General features: G+C 71.7%; 19 protein-coding genes and 1 tRNA gene. 19 read left to right on the plus strand and 1 reads right to left on the minus strand.

The annotated features are described in order from the left end of the window. Window positions 1-84 precede the first annotated feature (84 nt). The 15 genes from HF995_RS10290 (at window position 85) to HF995_RS10360 (ending at window position 15,704) form a co-directional block, all read left to right on the plus strand. Complete coding sequence (locus HF995_RS10290) at window positions 85-588, plus strand: FAD synthase family protein (RefSeq protein WP_168447722.1); 504 nt, start codon at window positions 85-87, stop codon at window positions 586-588. 355 nt (window positions 589-943) lie between these two features. Continuing rightward, window positions 944-2,473, plus strand: coding sequence for a sugar transferase (locus tag HF995_RS10295; protein ID WP_168447723.1), 1,530 nt, complete (start codon window positions 944-946; stop codon window positions 2,471-2,473). Between the two features lie 374 nt (window positions 2,474-2,847). Then, complete coding sequence (locus tag HF995_RS10300; protein ID WP_168447724.1) at window positions 2,848-4,926, plus strand: carbohydrate binding domain-containing protein; 2,079 nt, start codon at window positions 2,848-2,850, stop codon at window positions 4,924-4,926. 164 nt (window positions 4,927-5,090) lie between these two features. Further along, window positions 5,091-6,371, plus strand: coding sequence for a phosphopyruvate hydratase (gene eno, locus HF995_RS10305; protein WP_168447725.1), 1,281 nt, complete (start codon window positions 5,091-5,093; stop codon window positions 6,369-6,371). 261 nt (window positions 6,372-6,632) lie between these two features. Next, entirely contained in the window at window positions 6,633-7,235 is a 603-nt protein-coding gene (locus HF995_RS10310; RefSeq protein ID WP_168447726.1) for an FtsB family cell division protein, read from the plus strand. 22 nt (window positions 7,236-7,257) lie between these two features. Beyond that, complete coding sequence (locus tag HF995_RS10315) at window positions 7,258-7,839, plus strand: DUF501 domain-containing protein (RefSeq protein ID WP_168447727.1); 582 nt, start codon at window positions 7,258-7,260, stop codon at window positions 7,837-7,839. A gap of 70 nt (window positions 7,840-7,909) precedes the next feature. Continuing rightward, window positions 7,910-8,863 (plus strand): Ppx/GppA phosphatase family protein, encoded by a 954-nt coding sequence (locus HF995_RS10320; RefSeq protein ID WP_350308838.1) that lies wholly within the window; start codon window positions 7,910-7,912, stop codon window positions 8,861-8,863. 52 nt (window positions 8,864-8,915) lie between these two features. Further along, complete coding sequence (locus HF995_RS10325) at window positions 8,916-10,073, plus strand: acyltransferase family protein (RefSeq protein ID WP_168447729.1); 1,158 nt, start codon at window positions 8,916-8,918, stop codon at window positions 10,071-10,073. A 75-nt stretch (window positions 10,074-10,148) separates the two neighbouring features. Then, the gene (locus tag HF995_RS10330; RefSeq protein WP_168447730.1) at window positions 10,149-11,585 is read left to right on the plus strand and encodes an NAD(P)/FAD-dependent oxidoreductase; all 1,437 of its coding nucleotides are present in this window, start codon (window positions 10,149-10,151) and stop codon (window positions 11,583-11,585) included. Between the two features lie 77 nt (window positions 11,586-11,662). Beyond that, a tRNA-Leu gene (locus HF995_RS10335) sits at window positions 11,663-11,736 on the plus strand. A 90-nt stretch (window positions 11,737-11,826) separates the two neighbouring features. Then, entirely contained in the window at window positions 11,827-12,816 is a 990-nt protein-coding gene (locus tag HF995_RS10340) for an aldo/keto reductase (protein ID WP_168447731.1), read from the plus strand. Between the two features lie 28 nt (window positions 12,817-12,844). Beyond that, the gene (locus tag HF995_RS10345) at window positions 12,845-13,252 is read left to right on the plus strand and encodes a MerR family transcriptional regulator (RefSeq protein ID WP_168447732.1); all 408 of its coding nucleotides are present in this window, start codon (window positions 12,845-12,847) and stop codon (window positions 13,250-13,252) included. A 131-nt stretch (window positions 13,253-13,383) separates the two neighbouring features. Next, window positions 13,384-14,193, plus strand: coding sequence for a Bax inhibitor-1/YccA family protein (locus tag HF995_RS10350; RefSeq protein WP_168447733.1), 810 nt, complete (start codon window positions 13,384-13,386; stop codon window positions 14,191-14,193). An 86-nt stretch (window positions 14,194-14,279) separates the two neighbouring features. Next, window positions 14,280-14,681, plus strand: coding sequence for an FKBP-type peptidyl-prolyl cis-trans isomerase (locus tag HF995_RS10355; RefSeq protein ID WP_168447734.1), 402 nt, complete (start codon window positions 14,280-14,282; stop codon window positions 14,679-14,681). A gap of 105 nt (window positions 14,682-14,786) precedes the next feature. After that, entirely contained in the window at window positions 14,787-15,704 is a 918-nt protein-coding gene (locus HF995_RS10360) for an LLM class flavin-dependent oxidoreductase (RefSeq protein WP_168447735.1), read from the plus strand. A gap of 15 nt (window positions 15,705-15,719) precedes the next feature. On the opposite strand, the gene HF995_RS10365 is transcribed toward HF995_RS10360, so the two are convergent. After that, window positions 15,720-16,895: a class I SAM-dependent methyltransferase gene (locus tag HF995_RS10365; RefSeq protein WP_168447736.1), complete on the minus strand. Its 1,176-nt coding sequence runs from the start codon at window positions 16,893-16,895 to the stop codon at window positions 15,720-15,722. Between the two features lie 76 nt (window positions 16,896-16,971). On the opposite strand from HF995_RS10365, the gene HF995_RS10370 reads away from it, so the two are divergent. The 4 genes from HF995_RS10370 to HF995_RS10385 all read left to right on the plus strand — a co-directional run bounded on the left by HF995_RS10370 (window position 16,972) and on the right by HF995_RS10385 (window position 20,484). Beyond that, window positions 16,972-18,378 carry a cystathionine beta-synthase gene (locus tag HF995_RS10370; protein ID WP_168447737.1) on the plus strand — a complete coding sequence of 469 codons (1,407 nt, stop codon included), beginning with the start codon at window positions 16,972-16,974 and terminating at the stop codon, window positions 18,376-18,378. Between the two features lie 77 nt (window positions 18,379-18,455). Then, window positions 18,456-19,652 (plus strand): cystathionine gamma-synthase, encoded by a 1,197-nt coding sequence (locus HF995_RS10375; protein ID WP_168447738.1) that lies wholly within the window; start codon window positions 18,456-18,458, stop codon window positions 19,650-19,652. Further along, the gene (locus HF995_RS14150) at window positions 19,649-20,074 is read left to right on the plus strand and encodes an Rdx family protein (RefSeq protein ID WP_350308839.1); all 426 of its coding nucleotides are present in this window, start codon (window positions 19,649-19,651) and stop codon (window positions 20,072-20,074) included. The genes HF995_RS10375 and HF995_RS14150 overlap by 4 nt, the downstream gene beginning before the upstream one ends. Continuing rightward, a complete protein-coding gene (locus HF995_RS10385; RefSeq protein ID WP_168447739.1) occupies window positions 20,071-20,484 on the plus strand; it encodes a VOC family protein in 414 nt (137 codons plus the stop codon). Before HF995_RS14150 ends, HF995_RS10385 begins: the two co-directional genes overlap by 4 nt. Window positions 20,485-20,517 lie beyond the last annotated feature (33 nt).

A 20,517-nucleotide genomic window follows, 5' to 3' on the forward strand; every position in this document is an offset into this window, starting at 1 on the left:
ACCCCGCCAGGGGTGTCTGCTGCTCCGTCCCCGCTCCTAGCGTTGAGGTGCCGCGATCGCAGCGGCGCGACACGACGGGGGAGCATGGTGACAGGGACGGCAGGAGGGCGCGGTGCGCGCCCTGCGAGGGGCGCGGGTGTGGTCGGCTACGCCCCGGGGGCGTGGGACCTGTTCCACGTCGGGCATCTCAACGTCCTGCGGCAGGCTGCAGCGCACTGCGACTACCTGATCGCCGGCGTCGTCGATGACGACATGCTCGAGCGCGCCAAGGGGCGCAGGCCGGTCGTGCCGGTGCACGAGCGTGCGGAGATCGTCAGCCACATCGGTTACGTCGACGAGGTCTTCATCGAGACGCAGCCGGACAAGCTCGAGACGTGGCGCCGGTGCTCGTTCGACGTCTTCTTCAAGGGCGACGACTGGCGTGGCACGCCGAAGGGCGACGAGCTCGAGCGGCGTTTCGCCGCGGTGGGCGTCCAGGTCGTCTACTTCCCGTACACGGTGCACACGTCGAGCACGAAGCTGCGTCGTGCGCTGACGCTCCTGGAGCCGCCGAGCGAGGACCTGGAGACGCTCGCTCTCGAGAGCTGAGCCAGGTACCGCGCATGCGGGCCTGCAGCCTGGAGATACACGATCTGGCGAAGGTCACCTCGGGCCACCCTGAGCATCGCCCGCCGCGCGCCGACGATCACCCTCGCGTCGCCTCTCCGAGACCTGTCTCGCCGCTGGTCACCTCGGTAGTTTTCAAAGCAGGAACGAGCCAGGGCTGAAGGTCCTGGGGTCGTCCGGAGAGATTCTCCTCACGTCGCGGGGGCGACAAGGAGACGGACGGGGCACCGAGCCCGCCCGACGCGGCGGAAGACTCCGCCGCCACCGAGGAGAGACAGATCTGAGCAGTGGGGGAGCTGTGACCGCAGAGGCGACATTCAGGGGCAGGACAGGGACGGTGGCGCAGCCCGCGCCCGCGCCAGCCCCGGTGCCCGCACCGGGGCCGGCTCGACCGGAGCCGGTCGCCACGTCCGAGCAGCCGACGCGCACGGCCACGAGCAGCGCCCCGGTCCGCCGGGTGTTCCCGTCGATCAGCTGGCCGACGCGCTACTCGTCGCTCGTGCTGGTGACCGACCTCGCTGCGATCCTCCTCGCCACGGCGACCGCGCTCCTGCTGTCGCTCCCGTCTGCGGACCAGGCCCGGCCCCGGGCCTACGTCGTCGGCCTCGTCCTCGTGACGCTCTGGCTCGCCAGCCTCGCGGCCGAACGGTCGCGAGACCGGCGGATCGTCGGGATCGGGGTCGAGGAGTACGGTCGCGTGTGGCGCGCGACGTGGCACGTGTTCGCAGCGGTCGCGCTCGCGGCCTACGTCGCCGAGGTGGACCTGCCGCGCGAGTACGTCGCGGTCGCGATCCCGCTCGGCACGGCCCTCCTGCTCGTCGGCAGGTACGGGGCGCGCGTCTACCTCAAGCGGCTGCGGCGACGCGGCCGGGCGCTGTCCCGCATCGTCCTGACCGGCTCGCGGTCGGGTGTGGCGGAGCTCGCGCGCGAGATCGCCGCGCGCCCGCTCGCCGGGTACGTCGTCGTCGGGGCGTGCGTGCCCGACGGGGACCCGCTCGAGGGGGAGTGGCTGGGTGACGTCCCGGTCCTCGGGGACGTCCTCGACGTGCCGCACACCGTCACCCGGGTCCGGGCGGACGCCGTCGCGGTCGTCGGCGCCGACCACATCAACTCGAGCGTCGTGCGGGACATCGGCTACCGGCTGGAGTCGACCGGCACCGACCTGATCGTGGCGCCGGGTCTCGTCGACGTCGCCGGGCCGCGCATGGTGCTGAGCCCGGCCGAGGGACTGTCGCTCGTGCACGTCGACGCGCCGCAGTTCACGGGTGTGCGCTACGTCGTCAAGGCTGTCCTCGACTGGGTCGTGTCGCTCGCCATCGTGCTCCTGCTCTCGGTGCCGATGCTCGTGATCGCGCTCGTGATCCGCCTGACGAGCGCGGGCCCGGCGCTCTACCGGCAGGAGCGCGTCGGTCGGGACGGCAAGACGTTCCGGATGATCAAGTTCCGTTCGATGCGTGTGGGTGCCGATGCGGAGCGTGCCGTCCTCGAGGGGGAGAACGAGGGCAACGGCGTGCTGTTCAAGCTCAAGGACGACCCTCGTGTGACCCCGTTCGGTCGCGTGCTGCGGCGTTACTCGCTCGACGAGCTCCCGCAGCTCTTCAACGTGCTGCGGGGCGAGATGAGCCTCGTGGGGCCGCGTCCGCCGCTGCCGTCCGAGGTGGCGCTCTACGACGGGTACGCGCCGAGGCGGATGCTCGTCAAGCCTGGCCTGACCGGGCTCTGGCAGGTCAGCGGCCGGTCCGACCTGTCGTGGGACGAGGGCTTGCGCAAGGACCTCTACTACGTCGAGAACTGGACCATCGCTGGTGACCTGCTCATCCTCCTGCGCACGGCGAGAGCTGTGTTCGCGCACGAGGGAGCCTACTGAGCCGCCCCCCGATCGGCTCGACAAGAGCCCGGCCGCGCTCCCTCGTGAGGGGGCGCGGCCGGGCTCTCGCCCACCGGGAGGATGTGGGACGTCGGTGGGAGGGCATGCGCGAGCACGGCGCGTTGCTGCAACGTTGCCGACGTTCGAGCCGCACGATCTCGCCATCGCCCTCGATGGGGTTGTGTCACCCAGGCTAGTGGAACGCTTCTGGTCTGCAAACGGTCGGAACTGTTGCAGAGGCGTTGCGGGCATGCCACGGTGGACGGGCCTGCCCACGCAGGCTGTCGCCTGGGAGGAGCGGCATCGCACGGGTCGCTCAAGGACGAACGATTCGCCCCCGAGAGCGCGCCCTTTTCCCCGTGAGAGGCAGCTTGATGCTCAGCAGAAGTAGCACCACCACGACAACGCCGTCGTCCGTGCGGTCCAAGGTGCTCGCGATCGCCGCGAGCGCCGCCCTGCTCGCCGGAGCCGGTGTCGCGAGCAGCGCCGTCGCCGCTCCCGCACCTGCGACGGTCCCCGCCGCACCCGTCGCGCTCGCCGCCCCCGAGGTCCCTGGACGCGGCAGCACCGCCCTCAACCTGTTCCAGTGGACGTGGAGCTCGGTGGCCGCCGAGTGCACGTCGACGATCGGTCCAGCCGGCTTCGCGTACGTCCAGGTCTCGCCGCCCCAGGAACACATCCAGGGCACGAGCTGGTGGACGTCGTACCAGCCGGTCAGCTACCGCCTCGAGAGCAAGCTCGGGACGCGCGCCGAGTTCAAGAACATGGTCGACACGTGCCGGGCGGCCGGGGTCGGCATCATCGCCGACGCGGTCATCAACCACATGACGGGCGCCGACGCCGGCTCGGGCACGGGAACCGGCGGCAGCGCCTTCGGCGTCGACTACTTCCCCGGGCTCTACGACGGGAGCAGCTTCAACGACTGCCGCTCGAACATCTCCAACTATGGCGACCGCTACCAGGTCCAGAACTGCCGGCTCGTCTCCCTCCAGGACCTGCGCACCGGCTCGAACGCCGTGCGGGACCGCATCGCCGGCTATCTCAACGATCTCCTGAGCCTCGGCGTCGCCGGCTTCCGGATGGACGCCTCCAAGCACATCCCCGCCGCCGACCTCGAGGCGATCAAGTCGAGGCTCACGAACCCGAACGTCTTTTGGGTCCATGAGGTGATCGGCTCGGCCGGCGAGCCGATCCAGCCGTCGGAGTACCTCGGCTCGGGCGACTCGCACGAGTTCCAGTACGCGCGGAACCTCAAGGGCTACATGGACGGCTCGATCGCCGGGATCCGCGGGATCACCAACGGGCTGCTGCCCTCTGACCGCGCGGGCGTCTTCGTCGACAACCACGACACCGAGCGTGACGGCCACGGCACCATGAACTACCAGTGGGGGCAGAAGTACCTCCTCGGCAACGTGTTCATGCTCGCCTACCCCTACGGGTGGCCGACCGTCTACTCCGGCTACAAGTTCACGGACCGCGACGCGGGCGTCCCCGGTTCGACCGCGACGCGCGTCCCGGACGCGAGCTGCTCGAACACCGCGGTGTGGACGTGCATGCAGCGCAAGCCCGAGATCAAGGGCATGGTCAAGTTCCGCAACGCCGTGACCGGCACCGCGGTCACGAACTGGTGGGACGACGGCTCCAACCACATCGCGTTCGGCCGCGGCGCCAAGGGCTACGTCACCATCAACAACAGCGCCAGCGCCGTGACGCGCACCTACCAGACGTCGCTCCCGGCCGGGGAGTATACGGACCTCGTCTCCGCGACGGGCACCCGGTACACGGTCGACTCGTCGGGCCGGTTCAGTGCGACGGTCCCGCAGTACGGGGCCCTCGCCCTCGCCGTCGGCTCGTCGACGCCCGTCGATCCGGGGGAGCCGGGCACGAACCGGACGACCGTGTTCTACCGCACGTCGTGGAGCACGACGAACATCCACTACCGGGTCGGGTCGGGCGCGTGGACGACAGCCCCGGGCCGGGCCATGACACCCGCGTGCACGGGCTACGTCAAGCTCGACCTTGACCTCGGCTCGGCCACGACCGCCACGGCCGCGTTCAACAACGGGTCCGGGACGTGGGACAACAACGGCTCGCGCGACTACACCCTGAGCGGGGCGTCGGTGATCGTCGAGAACGGCGCGGTGCGTGCGGGCGACCCGTGCCAGGCCTCCGCGTCGTCGACGACCGTCTACTACCCGGCGCGCTGGGCCACGACGAAGATCCACTACAAGGTCGGGTCCGGATCGTGGACGGTCGCACCTGGCGTCACGATGGCGCCCGCGTGCTCGGGCTGGGTCCGCCACACCGTCGCGTCCGGCGGGCAGCCCGTCGTCGCAGCCTTCAACGACGGCGGCGGGACGTGGGACAACAACGGCTCGCGCGACTACATGCTGACCGGCGCGGTCGCCCGCGTCGACAGCGGACAGGTCTCCGCGACGAGTCCCTGCCCGTGAGCTGAGCGGCGCAGGACGACGGCTGCGGGCCCGGGGCGACGACCGCCCCGGGCCCGCGGCCCTGCGCCGGAGCGGCCGGTCATAGGACGAAAGACGGTCTACGGGAACGCCGGGGAGGTCCTAGGATTGAGACGACAACCACCAAGTCTTCTCAAGGAGTTTCTGTGGCCATCATCGAAGCCGTGCACGCCCGCGAGATCCTCGACTCCCGTGGCAACCCGACCGTCGAGGTCGAGGTCGTCCTCGAGGACGGCACGTTCGCGCGTGCTGGCGTCCCGTCCGGTGCCTCCACCGGCGCCTTCGAAGCAGTCGAGCGCCGTGACGGCGACAAGGGCCGCTACCTCGGCAAGGGCGTCCAGGACGCCGTCGACGCCGTCAACGACATCATCGAGGACGAGCTCATCGGCTTCGACGCGGGCGACCAGCGCGCGATCGACGCTCGCCTGCTCGAGCTCGACGGCACCCCCAACAAGGGCAAGCTCGGCGCCAACGCGATCCTCGGCGTCTCGCTCGCCGTCGCGAAGGCCGCTGCCGAGTCGGCCGGCCTCGAGCTCTTCCAGTACGTCGGCGGCCCGAACGCCCACGTCCTGCCCGTCCCGATGATGAACATCCTCAACGGTGGCTCGCACGCTGACTCGAACGTCGACATCCAGGAGTTCATGGTCGCCCCGATCGGCGCCTCGAGCTTCAAGGAGGCCCTGCGCATGGGCGCAGAGGTCTACCACTCCCTCAAGTCCGTCCTCAAGAGCGAGGGCCTGGCCACCGGCCTCGGCGACGAGGGTGGCTTCGCGCCGAACCTGCCGTCGAACCGCGCCGCGCTCGACCTGATCCTCGTCGCGATCGAGAAGGCCGGCTACAAGCCGGGCGTCGACGTCGCCCTCGCGCTCGACGTCGCGTCGACCGAGTTCTTCAAGGACGGCGTGTACCACTTCGAGGGTGGCACGAAGACCGGCGCCGAGATGATCGAGTACTACGCGCAGCTCGTCGCGGACTACCCGCTCGTCTCCATCGAGGACCCGCTGTCCGAGGACGAGTGGTCCGACTGGTCCGCCCTCGTCGAGGCTGTGGGCGACAAGGTCCAGATCGTCGGCGACGACCTGTTCGTCACCAACCCGGAGCGTCTCGCCAAGGGCATCGAGCTCAAGTCGGCCAACTCGCTCCTGGTCAAGCTCAACCAGATCGGCTCGCTCACGGAGACCCTCGAGGCCGTCCAGCTCGCGCAGCGTGCCGGCTTCACCGCGATGGTGTCGCACCGCTCGGGCGAGACCGAGGACGTGACGATCGCGGACCTGTCCGTCGCGGTCAACGCGGGCCAGATCAAGACCGGTGCCCCCGCCCGTGGCGAGCGCATCAACAAGTACAACCAGCTGCTGCGCATCGAGGACAACCTCGGCGCTGCTGCCACCTACGCGGGCGCCTCGGCGTTCCCGCGCTGGAAGGCGTGACGCTCGCCTAGAGCGACAGCTCGACCGGAGGCCGGTTCCCGCGAGGGAGCCGGCCTCCGGCGTTCCGGGCCGACGTCGGCCAGTGCGCTGCTCGCGGGTCCGCGGGTCCGCGGGTCCGCGCGTCGACGCGACGCACGGCGGCGCGCCCGCGCACCCCGGGCGGGCCGCCCCCGTGAGGGCTCGGTGAAGGAAGCACCTCTGCAGCGGGGGCGTCGAGAGTCGCTGACCCGTTTCACGCCGTCGACGGGCGAGGATGGAGACATGTCTGCTCGGCGCCCCGTGACGCCCGTCAGCCCGGTGCGGGCTGGCGGCGCGAAGCCGCGCGCCCAGCGGAACGACGGGGGCCGTCCTGCGTCATCGCGGCCCGCAGGACGCGAGGCCCGGTCCGCACGGACGCCCTCAGCAGCCTCGGAGCGCCCGCGGTCGTCGTGGCCGCGCGTCCTGACGATGCGGTCCGCGGCGCTCGCGATCGTCGTCATGCTCGCGTTCGTCATGCTCTTCCCGACCGTGCGCGCGTACTTCTCCCAGGCGGCCCACCTTCAGGCGTTGCGCGACCAGGTCGCGGCCGCGACCGACCGGAACTCCGAGCTCGAGTATCAGCGCCGCCGCTGGGCGGACGACGCGTACGTCGCGTCGCAGGCGCGCGAGCGCCTCGCCTTCGTCTACCCGGGAGAGACGGCGTACCGCGTCCTGGACCCCGAGACGGTGGAGGCCGCGGTCAACCCGGGGACCGGCAAGCCCGAGAACGACGGGCCCGTCGACGTCGGGTTTGCCGACACCCCCTGGTACTCGACGATCTGGAACTCGTTCGAGGTCGCCGGAGACGTCGTCGTCGACCCCGAGGACCAGCCCGGCGCACCCTGAGCCGCGCGTGCGCGACAATGGGATGCCCCATCCTTCTCCCGACCGACGGAGTCCCGTGAACGACCAGCCTGCGGCGAGCCCTGCCGCCGACGACCCGACCGCCCTCCTCGGGCACGACGAGACAGCGACCGAGGGCGACCTCGCGGTCGTGGCCGAGCAGCTCGGTCGGCCTGCGCGCGGCGTCGTCGGGATCGCGGCGCGCTGCCGCTGCGGCCGCCCGCTCGTCGTGAGGACCGCACCTCGGCTCGACGACGGCACGCCGTTCCCGACGACGTACTACCTCACGCACCCGGTGCTCGTCGCGGCTGCCAGCACGCTCGAGGCGAACGGCGTGATGAAGGAGATGTCCGAGCGGCTCGTCCAGGACGAGGAGCTCGCCGCGGCCTACCGCCGCGCGCACGAGCACTACCTCGCGCAGCGCGAGGCGCTCGGCCACGTCGACGAGATCGACGGCATCTCGGCGGGTGGCATGCCGACGCGCGTGAAGTGCCTGCACGTCCTCATCGGGCACGCCCTCGCCGCGGGGCCTGGCGTGCAGCCGCTCGGTGACGAGGCGCTCGAGATGATCCGCGACACCTGGAACCGCGACCGCTGCTTCTGCTGACCCGCTGGACCGGCGCCGGGGACGGACCGTCCTGCACGCAGCGTCGGCGACAGGTGCGAGGATGTTCCGCGTGACTCGCGTAGCTGCCATCGACTGTGGGACCAACTCCATCCGCCTCCTCGTCGCCGACGTGGCGCCGGACGGCTCGCTGACCGACCTCGTGCGCCGCATGGAGGTCGTCCGGCTCGGGCAGGGGGTGGACCGCACGGGCGAGCTCGCCCCTGAGGCGCTGGCTCGCACCCTCGAGATGACGCGCGAGTACGCCGCGACGATCGCCGAGCTGGGCGCTGAGCGCGTCCGCTTCGTCGCGACGTCGGCGACGCGTGACGCGCGCAACCGCCAGGAGTTCGTCGACGGCGTCCGCGAGATCCTCGGCGTCGAGCCCGAGGTCGTCGCGGGCGACGAGGAGGCCGAGCTCTCCTTCGCGGGTGCGACGAGCGTGCTCGGGTCCGCGTACGACGGCCCGTTCGTCGTCGTCGACCTCGGCGGCGGCTCGACGGAGATCGTGCTGGGCACGTCGACGCCGGACGCCGCGCACTCGATGGACGTCGGCTGCGTCCGCATGACCGAGCGTCACCTGAACGACGACCCGCCCAGCCGCGAGCAGGAGGACGGCGCCCGCGCCGACGTCCGCGCTGCTCTCGACAAGGCGAAGCAGGCCGTCGACCTGGGGCAGGCCGTCACCCTCGTCGGCCTCGCCGGCTCGGTCACGACGGTGACCGCGCACGCGCTCGGGCTTCCCGCCTACGACCGCGACAAGATCAACGGTGCGGTCCTCCCCGTCGAGACGGTCCTCGCCGCGTGCGACAGCCTCGTGCACATGACGCGCGACGAGCGCGCCGCGCTCGGCTTCATGCACCCCGGCCGTGTCGACGTCATCGCGGCCGGTGCTCTCGTCTGGTCGGAGGTCGTCGCGCGCGTGCGCGACGAGGTCGCGGAGCGCGGTGGCGCCCTCACGTCGGTCGTCACGAGCGAGCACGACATCCTCGACGGCATCGCTCTCAGCGCCGCAGGTCGTGGCTGACGGGGGAGGACTCCGCACGACGGGCGCCCCTGCCGGGGTGCCCGTCCGGCCCGTGAGCCGTCCGGCTCGTCTCGACGCGCTCACCGGCCTGCGTTGGTGGGCTGCGTTCGCGGTCTTCGTGCACCACGTCGGTCAGCTCGTCGTCCTGCCGCCGACGCTCGCTCGCACGTTGACCCTCGGCACGCACGGTGTGACGTTCTTCTTCGTCCTCTCGGGTTTCGTGCTGACGTGGTCGTCGGGACGGGCGGTCTCCGGCTTTGAGCCACCTGACGCCGGGACGTTCTGGTGGCGCCGCGTCGCACGGGTCTACCCGGCGCACCTGGTCGCCCTGCTGCTCGCGCTCCCGGTCTTCACGTCGCTCCTCCTTGCCGAGGGCAGCCACAGCGGGGTGCGGCCGTTCGACGTCGGGATCGTGGTGCTCTCGGTGCTCCTCCTGCAGGGGTGGTCGCGGGACGCGAACGTGCTCTTCTCGGGCAACCCCGCGTCGTGGACGTTGTCCTGCGAGGCGTTCTTCTACGCGCTGCACCCGGCCGCCGACCGCGCTCTCGCACGCACCACGCGGCGCGGGGCGCTGTGGGCAGCCGGAGGCGTCGTCGGCGTCGCCGTCCTGCTCCGCGTGCTCGTCATGAGCGGGGGCGAGGTCGGCATGACGATCGGCGCCCTGCCGTGGCCCGTCCTGCGTCTGACGGAGTTCCTGCTCGGGATGGCGCTCGCGCGCGCTGTCGCGCTCGGGTGGCGCCCGCGGGTGCGGGTCGGGCTCGTCGCGACGGCCGTCGGCGCTGTCGGTGCGTGGCTCGTGACCGGTGGCACGCTCCTCGCAGCGTCGGGCCTCGAGGGCGGCGCCGTCGCGCAGGCGCACGCGCGGCTCGCGGTCGGGCTCCAGGAGGTCATGACGGTCGGGCTCGCCGCGCTCGTCGTCGCGGTCGCGGTCGGCGAGCTCGAGGGGCGCCCGAGCGCCCTGAGCCGGCCCCGGCTCGTCAGGCTCGGCGAGTGGTCCTTCGCCTTCTACCTCGTGCACGCGACCGTGATCTATCTCATGGTGGCAGTGCTGGGTCCGCATCGCGGCCTCGCCGGAGTCCTCGTCGGGGTGCTCGCCCTGGTGCTCTCGCTGGCTGCGGCGTGGGCGCTGCACGCAGCGGTCGAGCGCCCCGCGGAGAGGCGCTTGCGCAGGGCGTGGGACCGGCGGCGCGCCGTCCGGGTGGCTGGCTGACCTTGCCGCGCCGTGGTGATCCCGTGTGACGGACGTGACGGATGCGCGGCCCTGAGCCCGTATTAGCATGACCTCATGCCCCAGAATGATCTGTCCTCGGTGGACGCTGCCCAGAACCAGGCAACGGCCCAGCCGAAGCCCCGCAAGGTCCCGCGCATCGTCGTCCTCGGCGGTGGCTCGGTCGGCCTGTACTCCGCCCGTCGTCTTCGCAAGCGTCTGGGGAAGCGCGAGGCGGCGATCGTCGTCGTCGACCCGCGTCCGTACATGACCTACGCGCCGTTCCTCCCGGAGGCCGCCGCCGGTTCGATCGACGGCCGTCACGTCGTCGCGCCACTGCGCCGCGCCCTGCGGAACGTCGACCTGCTCCAGGGCATGGTCACGGGCATCGCGCACGCCGACCGCAAGGTCACGATCCAGCCCGAGGGTGGCGAGGCGTACTCGATCACCTACGACCACCTCATCGTCGGTCTCGGCTCGGTCGCCCGCACGCTCCCCATCCCGGGGCTCGCAGAGCAGGCGATCGGCTTCAAGACGGTCGAGGAGGCCATCGCCGTCCGCAACCAGGTGCTCAACCGGATCGACGTCGCGTCGTCCACCTGGGACCCTGAGGCCCGCAAGCGCATGCTCACGTTCGTCTTCGTCGGTGGCGGCTTCGCTGGCATCGAGGCGCTCGGCGAGGTCGAGGACATGGCTCGCGCCGCGGTCAAGTACTACCCCGAGCTCGACGCCGCCGACCTGCGCTTCGTGCTCGTCGAGGGCTCGCCCCGCATCCTCCCGGAGGTCTCCGAAGAGCTCGGCGGCTACACGCTCGAGGTGCTGCGCAAGCGCAACATCGAGATCCACCTGTCGACGTTCCTGAGCTCGTGCGACGACGGGCACGTCGTGCTGTCCAACAAGGTCGAGTTCGACGCCGACACGATCGTGTGGACCGCGGGCGTCAAGGCCAACCCGGTCCTCCAGGACTCCGACCTGCCGCTCGACAAGCTCGGTCGCGTGACCTGCCTGCCGACGCTCCAGATCGTCGACGCCGAGGGCACGGTCGTGCCCGACGCGTGGGCCGCCGGCGACTGCGCCGCCGTCCCGGACCTGCTCAACCCGGGCATGTTCTGCCCGCCGAACGCCCAGCACGCGATCCGCCAGGCGAACCACCTCGGTGACAACCTCGCCAAGGTGCTGCGCAGCGCGGAGCCGACCGAGTACAGCCACAAGAACGTCGGCGCCGTCGCGTCGCTCGGCATGTACAAGGGCGTCGCACAGATGTTCGGGCGCATCAAGGTCCGCGGCCCGCTCGCGTGGGTGCTGCACCGCACCTACCACGTCATGGCGATGCCGACGTGGAACCGCAAGATCCGCATCATGGCCGGCTGGACAGGCGCGTTGTTCCTGCGCCGCGAGGTCATCTCGCTCGGTTCGATCCACGACCCGCGCGCGTCCTTCCGCGCCGCGTCGGCAGCACCGAAGCCCAAGCCCGACGCCGCGCCGGACTCCGCGGTGACGTCGCACGGCAAGTAGTCACGCACAGCGAGAGGGGACGGCCCGGCGGGCCGTCCCCTCTCGCTATGCTCGGGCGGTGCCGCCAGGGGTGGCACGCCCCCGTAGCCCAACCGGCAGAGGCAGTCGGCTTAAACCCGACCGAGTGTGGGTTCGAGTCCCACCGGGGGCACACCACTTCGTGCACCGGTGTCTGCACAGCTGGATCGTCCGTCCGACGCCCCTTGACCTGGAGCGCGCTCCAGGTCTGACGATGGCTCGTATGGAGAAGACGAGAACCGACCAGCAGACCACGCCAGCCGCCACGGCAGCGCTCCGGGAGACCGAGGGAGGCGTCGTCCTCGGGACGATGTACTACGGCACCCTCGTCGAGCCCGCACGCGCCTTCGCACTCCTCGACCAGTTCGTCGAGGCGGGCGGTGTCTGGCTCGACACCGCGAACTGCTACTCGTTCTGGACCGACCCGGCAGGCGTCGGCGGCGCGAGCGAGCGTGTGCTCGGTCAGTGGCTGCGCGCCAACCCGGGAGTGCGCGACGTCATCCGTATCGCGACGAAGGTGCGCCAGGACCCGCTCGTCCCGCACGTGTGGCCGGAGTCCGCCGAGGGCTTGTCCGCCGCCGCGATCGAACGCGGCGTCGCCGGCAGCCTCGAGCGTCTCGGCGTCGACCACGTCGACCTGCTGTGGGCGCACGCCGAGGACCGTGCCGTGCCGCTCGACGAGACGGTCGAGGCGTTCGGTGAGCTCGTCGAACGAGGTATCGCGAGGCGCGTCGGCGCCGCGAACCATGCGTCGTGGCGGGTCGAGCGAGCCCGCACGATCGCCACGAGCCGAGGGCTCGAACCATGGTCAGCGCTCCAGCTGCGGCACTCGCTCGCGCAGCCACGTCCAGGTGCGTGCCTGCCCGACCAGGGCCACCGCCTCCTCACTCCCGACGACCTCGACCTCGCGCGCGCCGCCGAGATGAACGTCTGGGCGTACACGCCGCTCGTCCAGGGCGCGTACACCCGTGCCGACAAGCCCTTCCCGGACGCCTACGACCACCCTGGCACGGCCCGCATCCTCGAGGCGCTCGACGTCGTGTCCCACGACGTCGGCGCGACACCCCACCAGGTCGTGCTCGCATGGCTGCTCCACCAAGGGATCGCGCCCATCGTCGGTGTCTCGCAGCCCGAACAGCTTACCGAGGCGCTCGATGCCCGCAGCCTCGTCCTCGACGACGCCCACATGGCATCGTTCGAGGAAGCCCGCTGACCGGGACGGCAAGCAGGGGAGGACCACCATGACGACGACGATCACGCCCGCCGAGGCGGCCGAACGTACCGGGCTCACGCTCGACACCCTCCGCTACTACGAGCGCGAAGGTCTCGTCGGTCCCGTCGGCCGCTCGCCGGGTGGTCACCGCGCGTACTCGGAGGACGACCTGTTCTGGGTCGGGCTCGTCACGTGCTTGCGCGACGCCGGGCTCGGCATCGCAGAGCTGCGCGAGTTCACGGCACTCCTGCGCAGCAGCGGACCGAGCGTGGACCGGGTCGAGTTCCTCGTCCGCCACCGCGCCGAGCTCGAGCGCCGCGCGAGGAGCATCGCCGCGGCGATGACGGTCCTCGACGAGAAGATCGCCTACTACTCGGCCTCAGCCGCCGCCCCGCAGGCCGGGAACACTCAGGCGACGTCCAGCGCTGGCACATAGGATCGGCAGACGCGGCGCGCAGGCGCGGACGTTCCCGGCAGGTGCCGGGAACGGATCGCCACCCTCGTGCGTTCAGCGTGCAGGGGCGTCATCCAGACGCTTCGTGAACACACCCGGCCCCTGGAGGACCAGTGTCCAACCCCGCCTTCGGATCCAACCCCGTCTTCGCCGACCCGGTGAAGCGCCGCGGCGAGGCTTCCGTCAGCCCTGCGACCCTCGACGCGATGTACGGAGCGCCGTCCGCCACGCCGGTGCAGACGAACCGCATGACGTACGACGACGTCATCGTGAAGACCGGCGGCCTGCTCGCGCTGCTCGCGATCGTCGCCGCCATCACCTGGCAGCTCACCGACACGATGCCCGGCCTGTACCTCGTCGGCCTCGGTGTCGGGTTCGTGCTGGCCCTCGTCAACATCTTCAAGAAGACCCCGAGCCCCGCGCTCATCACCGCGTACGCCGTCGCCGAGGGCGTGTTCCTCGGTGGCCTGAGCGCCATCCTCGACAGCGTGTACCCGGGCATCGCCATGCAGGCGCTCATCGCGACGGTCGTCACCGCAGGCGTGACCCTCGCCCTGTTCACGTCGGGCAAGGTGCGCGTGACACCCAAGGCCACGAAGATCTTCCTCGTCGCGATGATCGGCTACGCGGTGTTCAGCCTCGTCAACCTGGGCATGATGCTGTTCGGTGCGACCGATTCCGCGTGGGGCATGCGCTCCGACATCACGATCGGCGGCATGCCGCTCGGCGTCGTCATCGGCGCGCTCGCCGTCGTGCTCGCCGCGTACTCGCTCGTCATGGACTTCGACTCCATCAAGCGCGGCGTCGAGTCCGGTGCTCCGCGCATCTTCTCGTGGAGCGCAGCGTTCGGTCTGATCGTCACGCTCGTGTGGCTCTACACCGAGTTCCTCCGCATCTTCGCGCTCCTGTCCGGGCGCGACTGACCGACCCGTCTGCGACGCTCCTGCGGGCGTCCTAGGCTTGACCACGGTCGCGCTCCTGCGCGCCCGTCCGACGACGAGAGGCAGTCATGGCTTCACTTCCCCAGGCGTCCGGTGGCTTCGGCGACAAGCCGGTCCTGACCTTCCCCGACGCAGCAGCTCCTGAAGAGCTCGAGATCCAGGTGCTCGTCCAGGGCTCCGGCGACACCGTCGAGGCTGGCAACACCATCGTCGTGAACTACCTGGGTCAGACCTGGGGCGGTCACGTCTTCGACAACTCCTACGACCGCGGCGCGTCGATCGACTTCCCGATCGGTGTCGGCGCCGTCATCGGCGGCTGGGACCAGGGCCTCGTCGGCCAGCAGGTCGGCTCCCGCGTCCTGCTGTCGATCCCGCCGCACCACGGCTACGGCTCGCGCGGAGTGCCGCAGGCCGGCATCGGTGGCGACGACGTGCTCGTCTTCGTCGTCGACATCCTCGGCGTCGGCTGACATACCCGCTGCACGCGCAGGGCCGGACCTCGACAGAGGTCCGGCCCTGCGCGCGTCCGAGCTCGCTGCGAGCCCCGACGGTCAGCGGCCCACTATCGTGGCCGCATGCGAGTTGGCGTCTGCATCCTTCCCCAGTACCGGTGGCCCGAGGCCGCACCCATGTGGCGTGAGGTCGAGGACCTCGGCTTCGATCACGCATGGACGTACGACCACCTCGCATGGCGCACCCTCGCCGGCGAACCCTGGTTCGCGACCGTCCCGACCCTGACCGCGGCCGCGCTCGCGACCGAGCACATCCCGCTCGGCACGTTCGTCGCCTCACCCAACTACCGGCACCCCGTGACGTGCGCGAAGGACGTCATGACGCTCGACGACATGTCCGGCGGACGCCTCCTGCTCGGCATCGGCGCAGGAGGCCGCGGCTTCGACGCCGCCGTCCTCGGCCAGGACGAGCTCACCCCTGGGCAGCGCGTGCGCCGCCTCGACGAGTTCTGCGGCCTGCTCACGACGATGCTGACCCAGCCCGTCACTGACCACGTCGGCGAGTTCTACACCGCCGTCGACGCCCGCACGTTCCCCGGCCCGCTCGACGGCCCGCCGCCCCTGCTCGTCGCTGCCAACGGCCCGCGCGCGCTCGACGTCGCCGTGCGCCACGGCAGCGGCTGGGTCACGACCGGCCTCGAGGACATGGAGTCCGAAGAAGCGTGGTGGGAGGGCCTCGCGATGCTCACCGGTCGTCTCGACGAGGCGCTCGTGCGTGGTGGCCGTGAGGACGCGGTCGAGAACCACGAGCTGTTCCCGCGGTACCTCTCGCTCGACTCCTTCACCTTCTCGCTCGGCCCTGCAGGCGACGGCGGCCGCCTCGCGGGCGTCGCCCGGCTCGAGCACATGGTCGGCCGTGCGGCCGAGCTCGGCTTCACCGACGTCGTCGTGCACCGGCCGCGTCCCGACGGGCTGTACGCGGGAGACCCGGCGATCCTCGCCGAGGTCGCCGACGCTCTGCCGCGGCTGCGCGCGCTCTGACGCCCGGAACGCCCGCTACCGGCGCACAGACCTCGTCACGGTGAACTTGGGGTTCTGCCCCGCGTGCGTCGTCGGGCCGACGACACGACCCAGCTCGCCGCGGTACCGCAGGGGACTGTTGAAGACCGTCCAGAGGACGCCGCCCGGGCGCAGGACGCGCGCGGCCGCGCGGAACATCGCCGACGCGATGTCCGTGCTGAGCGCGGCCCCGGCGTGGAACGGCGGGTTGCACACGACCACGTCGACGCTCGCGTCCGGAACCGACGCCGCGACGTCGTCGCGCAGCACCACGACCCGGTCGCCGACGCCGTTCGCGCGCGCCGTGAGACCCGCCGAGGCGACCGCGGCGGCAGACCGGTCGGTCGCCGTCACGCGAGCCGACGGCACCGCGCGCGCGACGGCCGCCGCGAGCAGCCCCGTGCCGCAGCCGAGGTCGAGCGCCGTACCGCCCTCGGGCAGGTCCGCCGCGACGTCGTCGAGGAACGTCAGCAGGAAGCGCGTGCCGATGTCGAGGCTCGTCCCCGCGAACGCGGCGCCGTGCGCGACGACGGTGAGCCCGACGTCACCGTGGTGCACCGACCTCGGGAACGGGACGGTGCCTGCGTCAGCCGGGCGGGGGGAGCGCGCGACGAGCGCGCGCGACTTGCCGTGCGCGAGCGTCGCGCGCACGTCGTCGAACCGGGCTGCGAGCACGTCGTTCATGCTGCGGCTCATGTGCTTGAGGCGACCCGTCGCGAGGAACGTGACGTCCGGCGCCGCGTGGTCGGCGACGAGCGCCGCCGTCTCGGCGAGCGCGTCGAGCGCGCGAGGGAGCCGGGCGAGCACGAGGCGCGCGCCCGTGACGACCGACGGCGTGAGCACGGGCTCGACCCGAAGGTCGGGCGCGAGGCGGGGCAGGTCCGCGCCGTCGACCCGCGCGGCGTTCGCGAGGATCGCGCGCTCGCTCGTGACCGCGTCCGTGTGCACGCGCACGCCCCGCGCGCCGAGCGCGATCGCGCCGAGCGCGATCGCTCCGTACGCGTCGTCGAGCACGACGACCTCGCCCGGCCGGGATGCCGCGATCAGCGGGGCGGCCTCCGCGAGGAGGAGACGGTCGGCGGCGTCGACCGCGACCAGGTCGCCCTCGACGTCGGGCCAGCGGCTCAGGCCGTCCAGGACGGCGTCGACGGCGGGCGGCAGGACGAGCGGCATGGTCTCGATTCTCCCGCACTCCGGACGGCCCGGACGCGGGGCCGCGGGGCAGTGGCCGAGCCGCTAGCGTGGGCGCATGAAGTTTGCCGAGCACGTCAGCGAGCTGGTCGGGAACACCCCTCTCGTCCGGCTGAACACCGTCACCGCGGGCCTGTCCGCGACCATCCTCGCCAAGGTCGAGTACCTCAACCCCGGCGGCTCCATCAAGGACCGCATCGCGCTGCGCATCATCGAGGCTGCGGAGGCGTCAGGAGAGCTGCAGCCGGGCGGCACGATCGTCGAGCCGACGAGCGGCAACACGGGCGTCGGCCTCGCGATGGTCGCGCAGCGCAAGGGCTACCGCTGCGTGTTCGTGTGCCCGGACAAGGTGAGCCAGGACAAGCGCGACGTGCTCGCCGCGTACGGTGCCGAGGTCGTCGTCACCCCGACGTCCGTCGCGCCCGACGACCCGAGCTCGTACTACTCGGTCTCCGACCGGATCGTCCGCGAGACGCCTGGTGCGTGGAAGCCTGACCAGTACTCCAACCTCAACGGACCGGCCTCGCACTACGCGACGACCGGGCCCGAGATCTGGGCGGACACGGACGGGCGGATCACCCACCTCGTCGCCGGTGTCGGCACGGGCGGGACGATTACCGGCACGGGCCGCTTCCTGCGCGAGGCGTCCGCCAGCCGCGCTCCCGAGGCCGGCGGCGAGGTCCAGATCGTCGGCGCGGACCCCGAGGGTTCCGTGTACTCGGGCGGGACTGGCCGGCCGTACCTCGTCGAGGGCGTCGGCGAGGACTTCTGGCCGAAGGCCTACGACCCGGCCGTCCCGCACGAGATCATCGCCGTCTCCGACGCCGACTCGTTCGCGATGACCCGGCGCCTCGCGCTCGAGGAGGCGCTCCTCGTCGGGGGCTCGTGCGGGATGGCCGTCGAGGCCGCGCTGCGCCTCGCCCGCCGCCTCGAGGACGAGGACCCGCAGGCCGCGGAGCGGGCCGTGATCGTCGTGCTGCTGCCCGACTCGGGACGCGGGTACATGTCGAAGATCTTCTCCGACACGTGGATGCGCTCGTACGGGTTCCTCGACGCGGGAGACGGCGTGACCGCCGGCGACGTGCTGCGCGGCAAGGCGGGCGACCTGCCCGCGCTCGTGCACACGCACCCGACCGAGACGGTGCGCGACGCGATCGAGATCCTGCGCGAGTTCGGCGTCTCGCAGATGCCGGTCGTGCTCGCGGAGCCGCCCGTCGTCATCGGTGAGGTCGCAGGCTCGGTGAGCGAGCGCGACCTGCTCGACGCGGTGTTCTCCGGGCGGGCGCAGCTGACCGACACCGTCGGTGCGCACATGGCCCCGGCCCTGCCGAAGATCGGCTCGGGCGAGCCGCTCGAGGCGGTCCGGGCGGCGCTCCACGACGCGGACGCGCTCATGGTGGTCGACGACGGGCACCCCGTGGGCGTGCTCACGCGGCACGACCTGCTGGGATATCTCGCAGGCTGAGCCGCGCGTCGTCTCACGTGCTGGCGCGACACGCCCTTCCTGGGCCCGTGTCAGTGCGTCCGCGTAGCCTCGGATACGTGAACGCACACTGGGACGACGCAGGTTTCTCCACCAAGGCCATCCACGCCGGCCAGGACCCGGACGCGACGACGGGTGCCGTCGTCCCTCCGATCTACCAGGTCTCGACGTACAAGCAGGACGGGGTCGGCGGCCTGCGCGGGGGATATGAGTACTCCCGTTCCGGGAACCCGACGCGCACCGCGCTCGAGACCGCGCTCGCTGCAGTCGAGGGTGGGGAGCGCGCGTTCGCGTTCTCGTCCGGCCTCGCCGGCGAGGACGTCCTCCTGCGCGCGCTCACGCGGCCGGGAGGTCACGTCGTCATGCCCGACGACGCGTACGGCGGCACCTACCGCCTCGTCGCCCGCGTGCACGGCGCGTGGGACGTCAGCCACACCCCGGTCAACACGTCCGACCCGCAGGCCGTCGCCGCGGCGATCCGCCCCGGGCAGACGACCGTCGTGTGGGTCGAGACGCCGTCCAACCCGCTCCTCGGCGTCACCGACATCGCCGCAGTCGCCAAGGTCGCTCACGATGCCGGCGCCGTGCTCGTCGTCGACAACACCTTTGCGTCGCCCGCGCTGCAGCAGCCGCTCGCGCTCGGCGCCGACGCGGTCGTGCACTCGACGACAAAGTACGTCGGCGGCCACTCTGACGTCGTCGGTGGCGCCGTGGTCGTCGGGGCGGGCGTCGAGCTCCCGGGTGGTGTCGCCGGCCCGACGGGCACGACCAGCCTCGCGGACGCCGTCGGCTTCCTGCAGAACGCGGCGGGCGCCGTAGCAGGCCCGTTCGACGCGTGGCTCACGCTGCGCGGCCTCAAGACGCTCGCGGTGCGCATGGAGCGCCACAGCTCGAACGCTCTCGCCGTCGCACGGTTCCTCGAGACGCACAGCGCGGTCACGGAGGTCCTGTACCCGGGCCTCGAGTCCCACCCGGGGCACGAGGTCGCCGCGCGTCAGATGCGCGCGTTCGGCGGGATGGTGTCCTTCCGCACGGGCTCCCTCGACTCGGCGCTCGCGCTCGTCGACCGCACGCGCGTGTTCACGCTCGCGGAGTCGCTCGGGGGGGTCGAGTCGCTCATCGAGCACCCCGGCCGCATGACGCACGCGTCGGTCGTCGGGTCGGCGCTCGAGGTCCCGGAGGACCTCGTGCGGCTGTCCGTCGGCATCGAGGACCTCGACGACCTGATCGCTGACCTGACCGAGGCACTCGGGTGACGGCCCAGGAGAGCTGCCCCGTCGACGTCCCGACCGTCCCTGCAGCCGGCGGTGGGACGCACGTCGAGCCGGGCACCACCGAGACGGGTGCGACCGCGGCGGGAGCGACCGCCGACGCCCCCGCGCGTGGCGCGCACCGCGTGGCGCTGACCTACTGCACGCAGTGCCGGTGGCTCGCGCGGGCAGCATGGATGGCGCAAGAGCTCCTGACGACGTTCCCCGAGGGCACCGAGGTCGCGCTCGTCCCCGGCCGCGGCGGTGTCTTCCAGGTGCGCGTCGACGACGCCCTCGTCTGGGACCGGCGCACCGACGGCGGCTTCCCCGAGATCACGACGCTCAAGCGGCTCGTCCGCGACGTCGTGGCCCCAGGCCAGCCCCTCGGGCACAGCGAGCGGTCGCGCGAGACGGTGGGGCAGGCATGAAGCCCCGCGTGACGGTCGTGACGCTCGGCGTCGCGGACGTGCAGCGCGCCCGGCGCTTCTACGTCGCCGGTCTCGGCTGGCCGGTGCGCTTCGAGGCCGAGGCCATCGTCATGCTCGACGTCGAGCCAGGGCTCGTGCTCTCGCTGTGGGACCTCGACGCGATGCGTGAGGAGATCGGCGAGGTCGGCGAGCCAGGGCTCGCCCCGATGACGCTCGCGCACAACCTCAAGGAACCGGCTGACGTCGACGCGGCGATCACGGGGGCGGTCGCCGCGGGCGGGCGTCTCGTCTCGGCGGGAGTGCGCCGCGAGTGGGGCGGATACTCCGGCTACGTCGCGGACCCTGACGGATACCGCTGGGAGATCGCGGTCAACCCTGAGTGGCCCGAGCTCGTGCCCGACAACGGCTGAGCCGGGCGCGCGTCGCAGGCGCGCCCGGCTCAG

Origin of the sequence: Sanguibacter hominis ATCC BAA-789 (genome assembly GCF_012396185.1) — a bacterium.
GTDB lineage: Bacteria > Actinomycetota > Actinomycetes > Actinomycetales > Cellulomonadaceae > Flavimobilis > Flavimobilis hominis.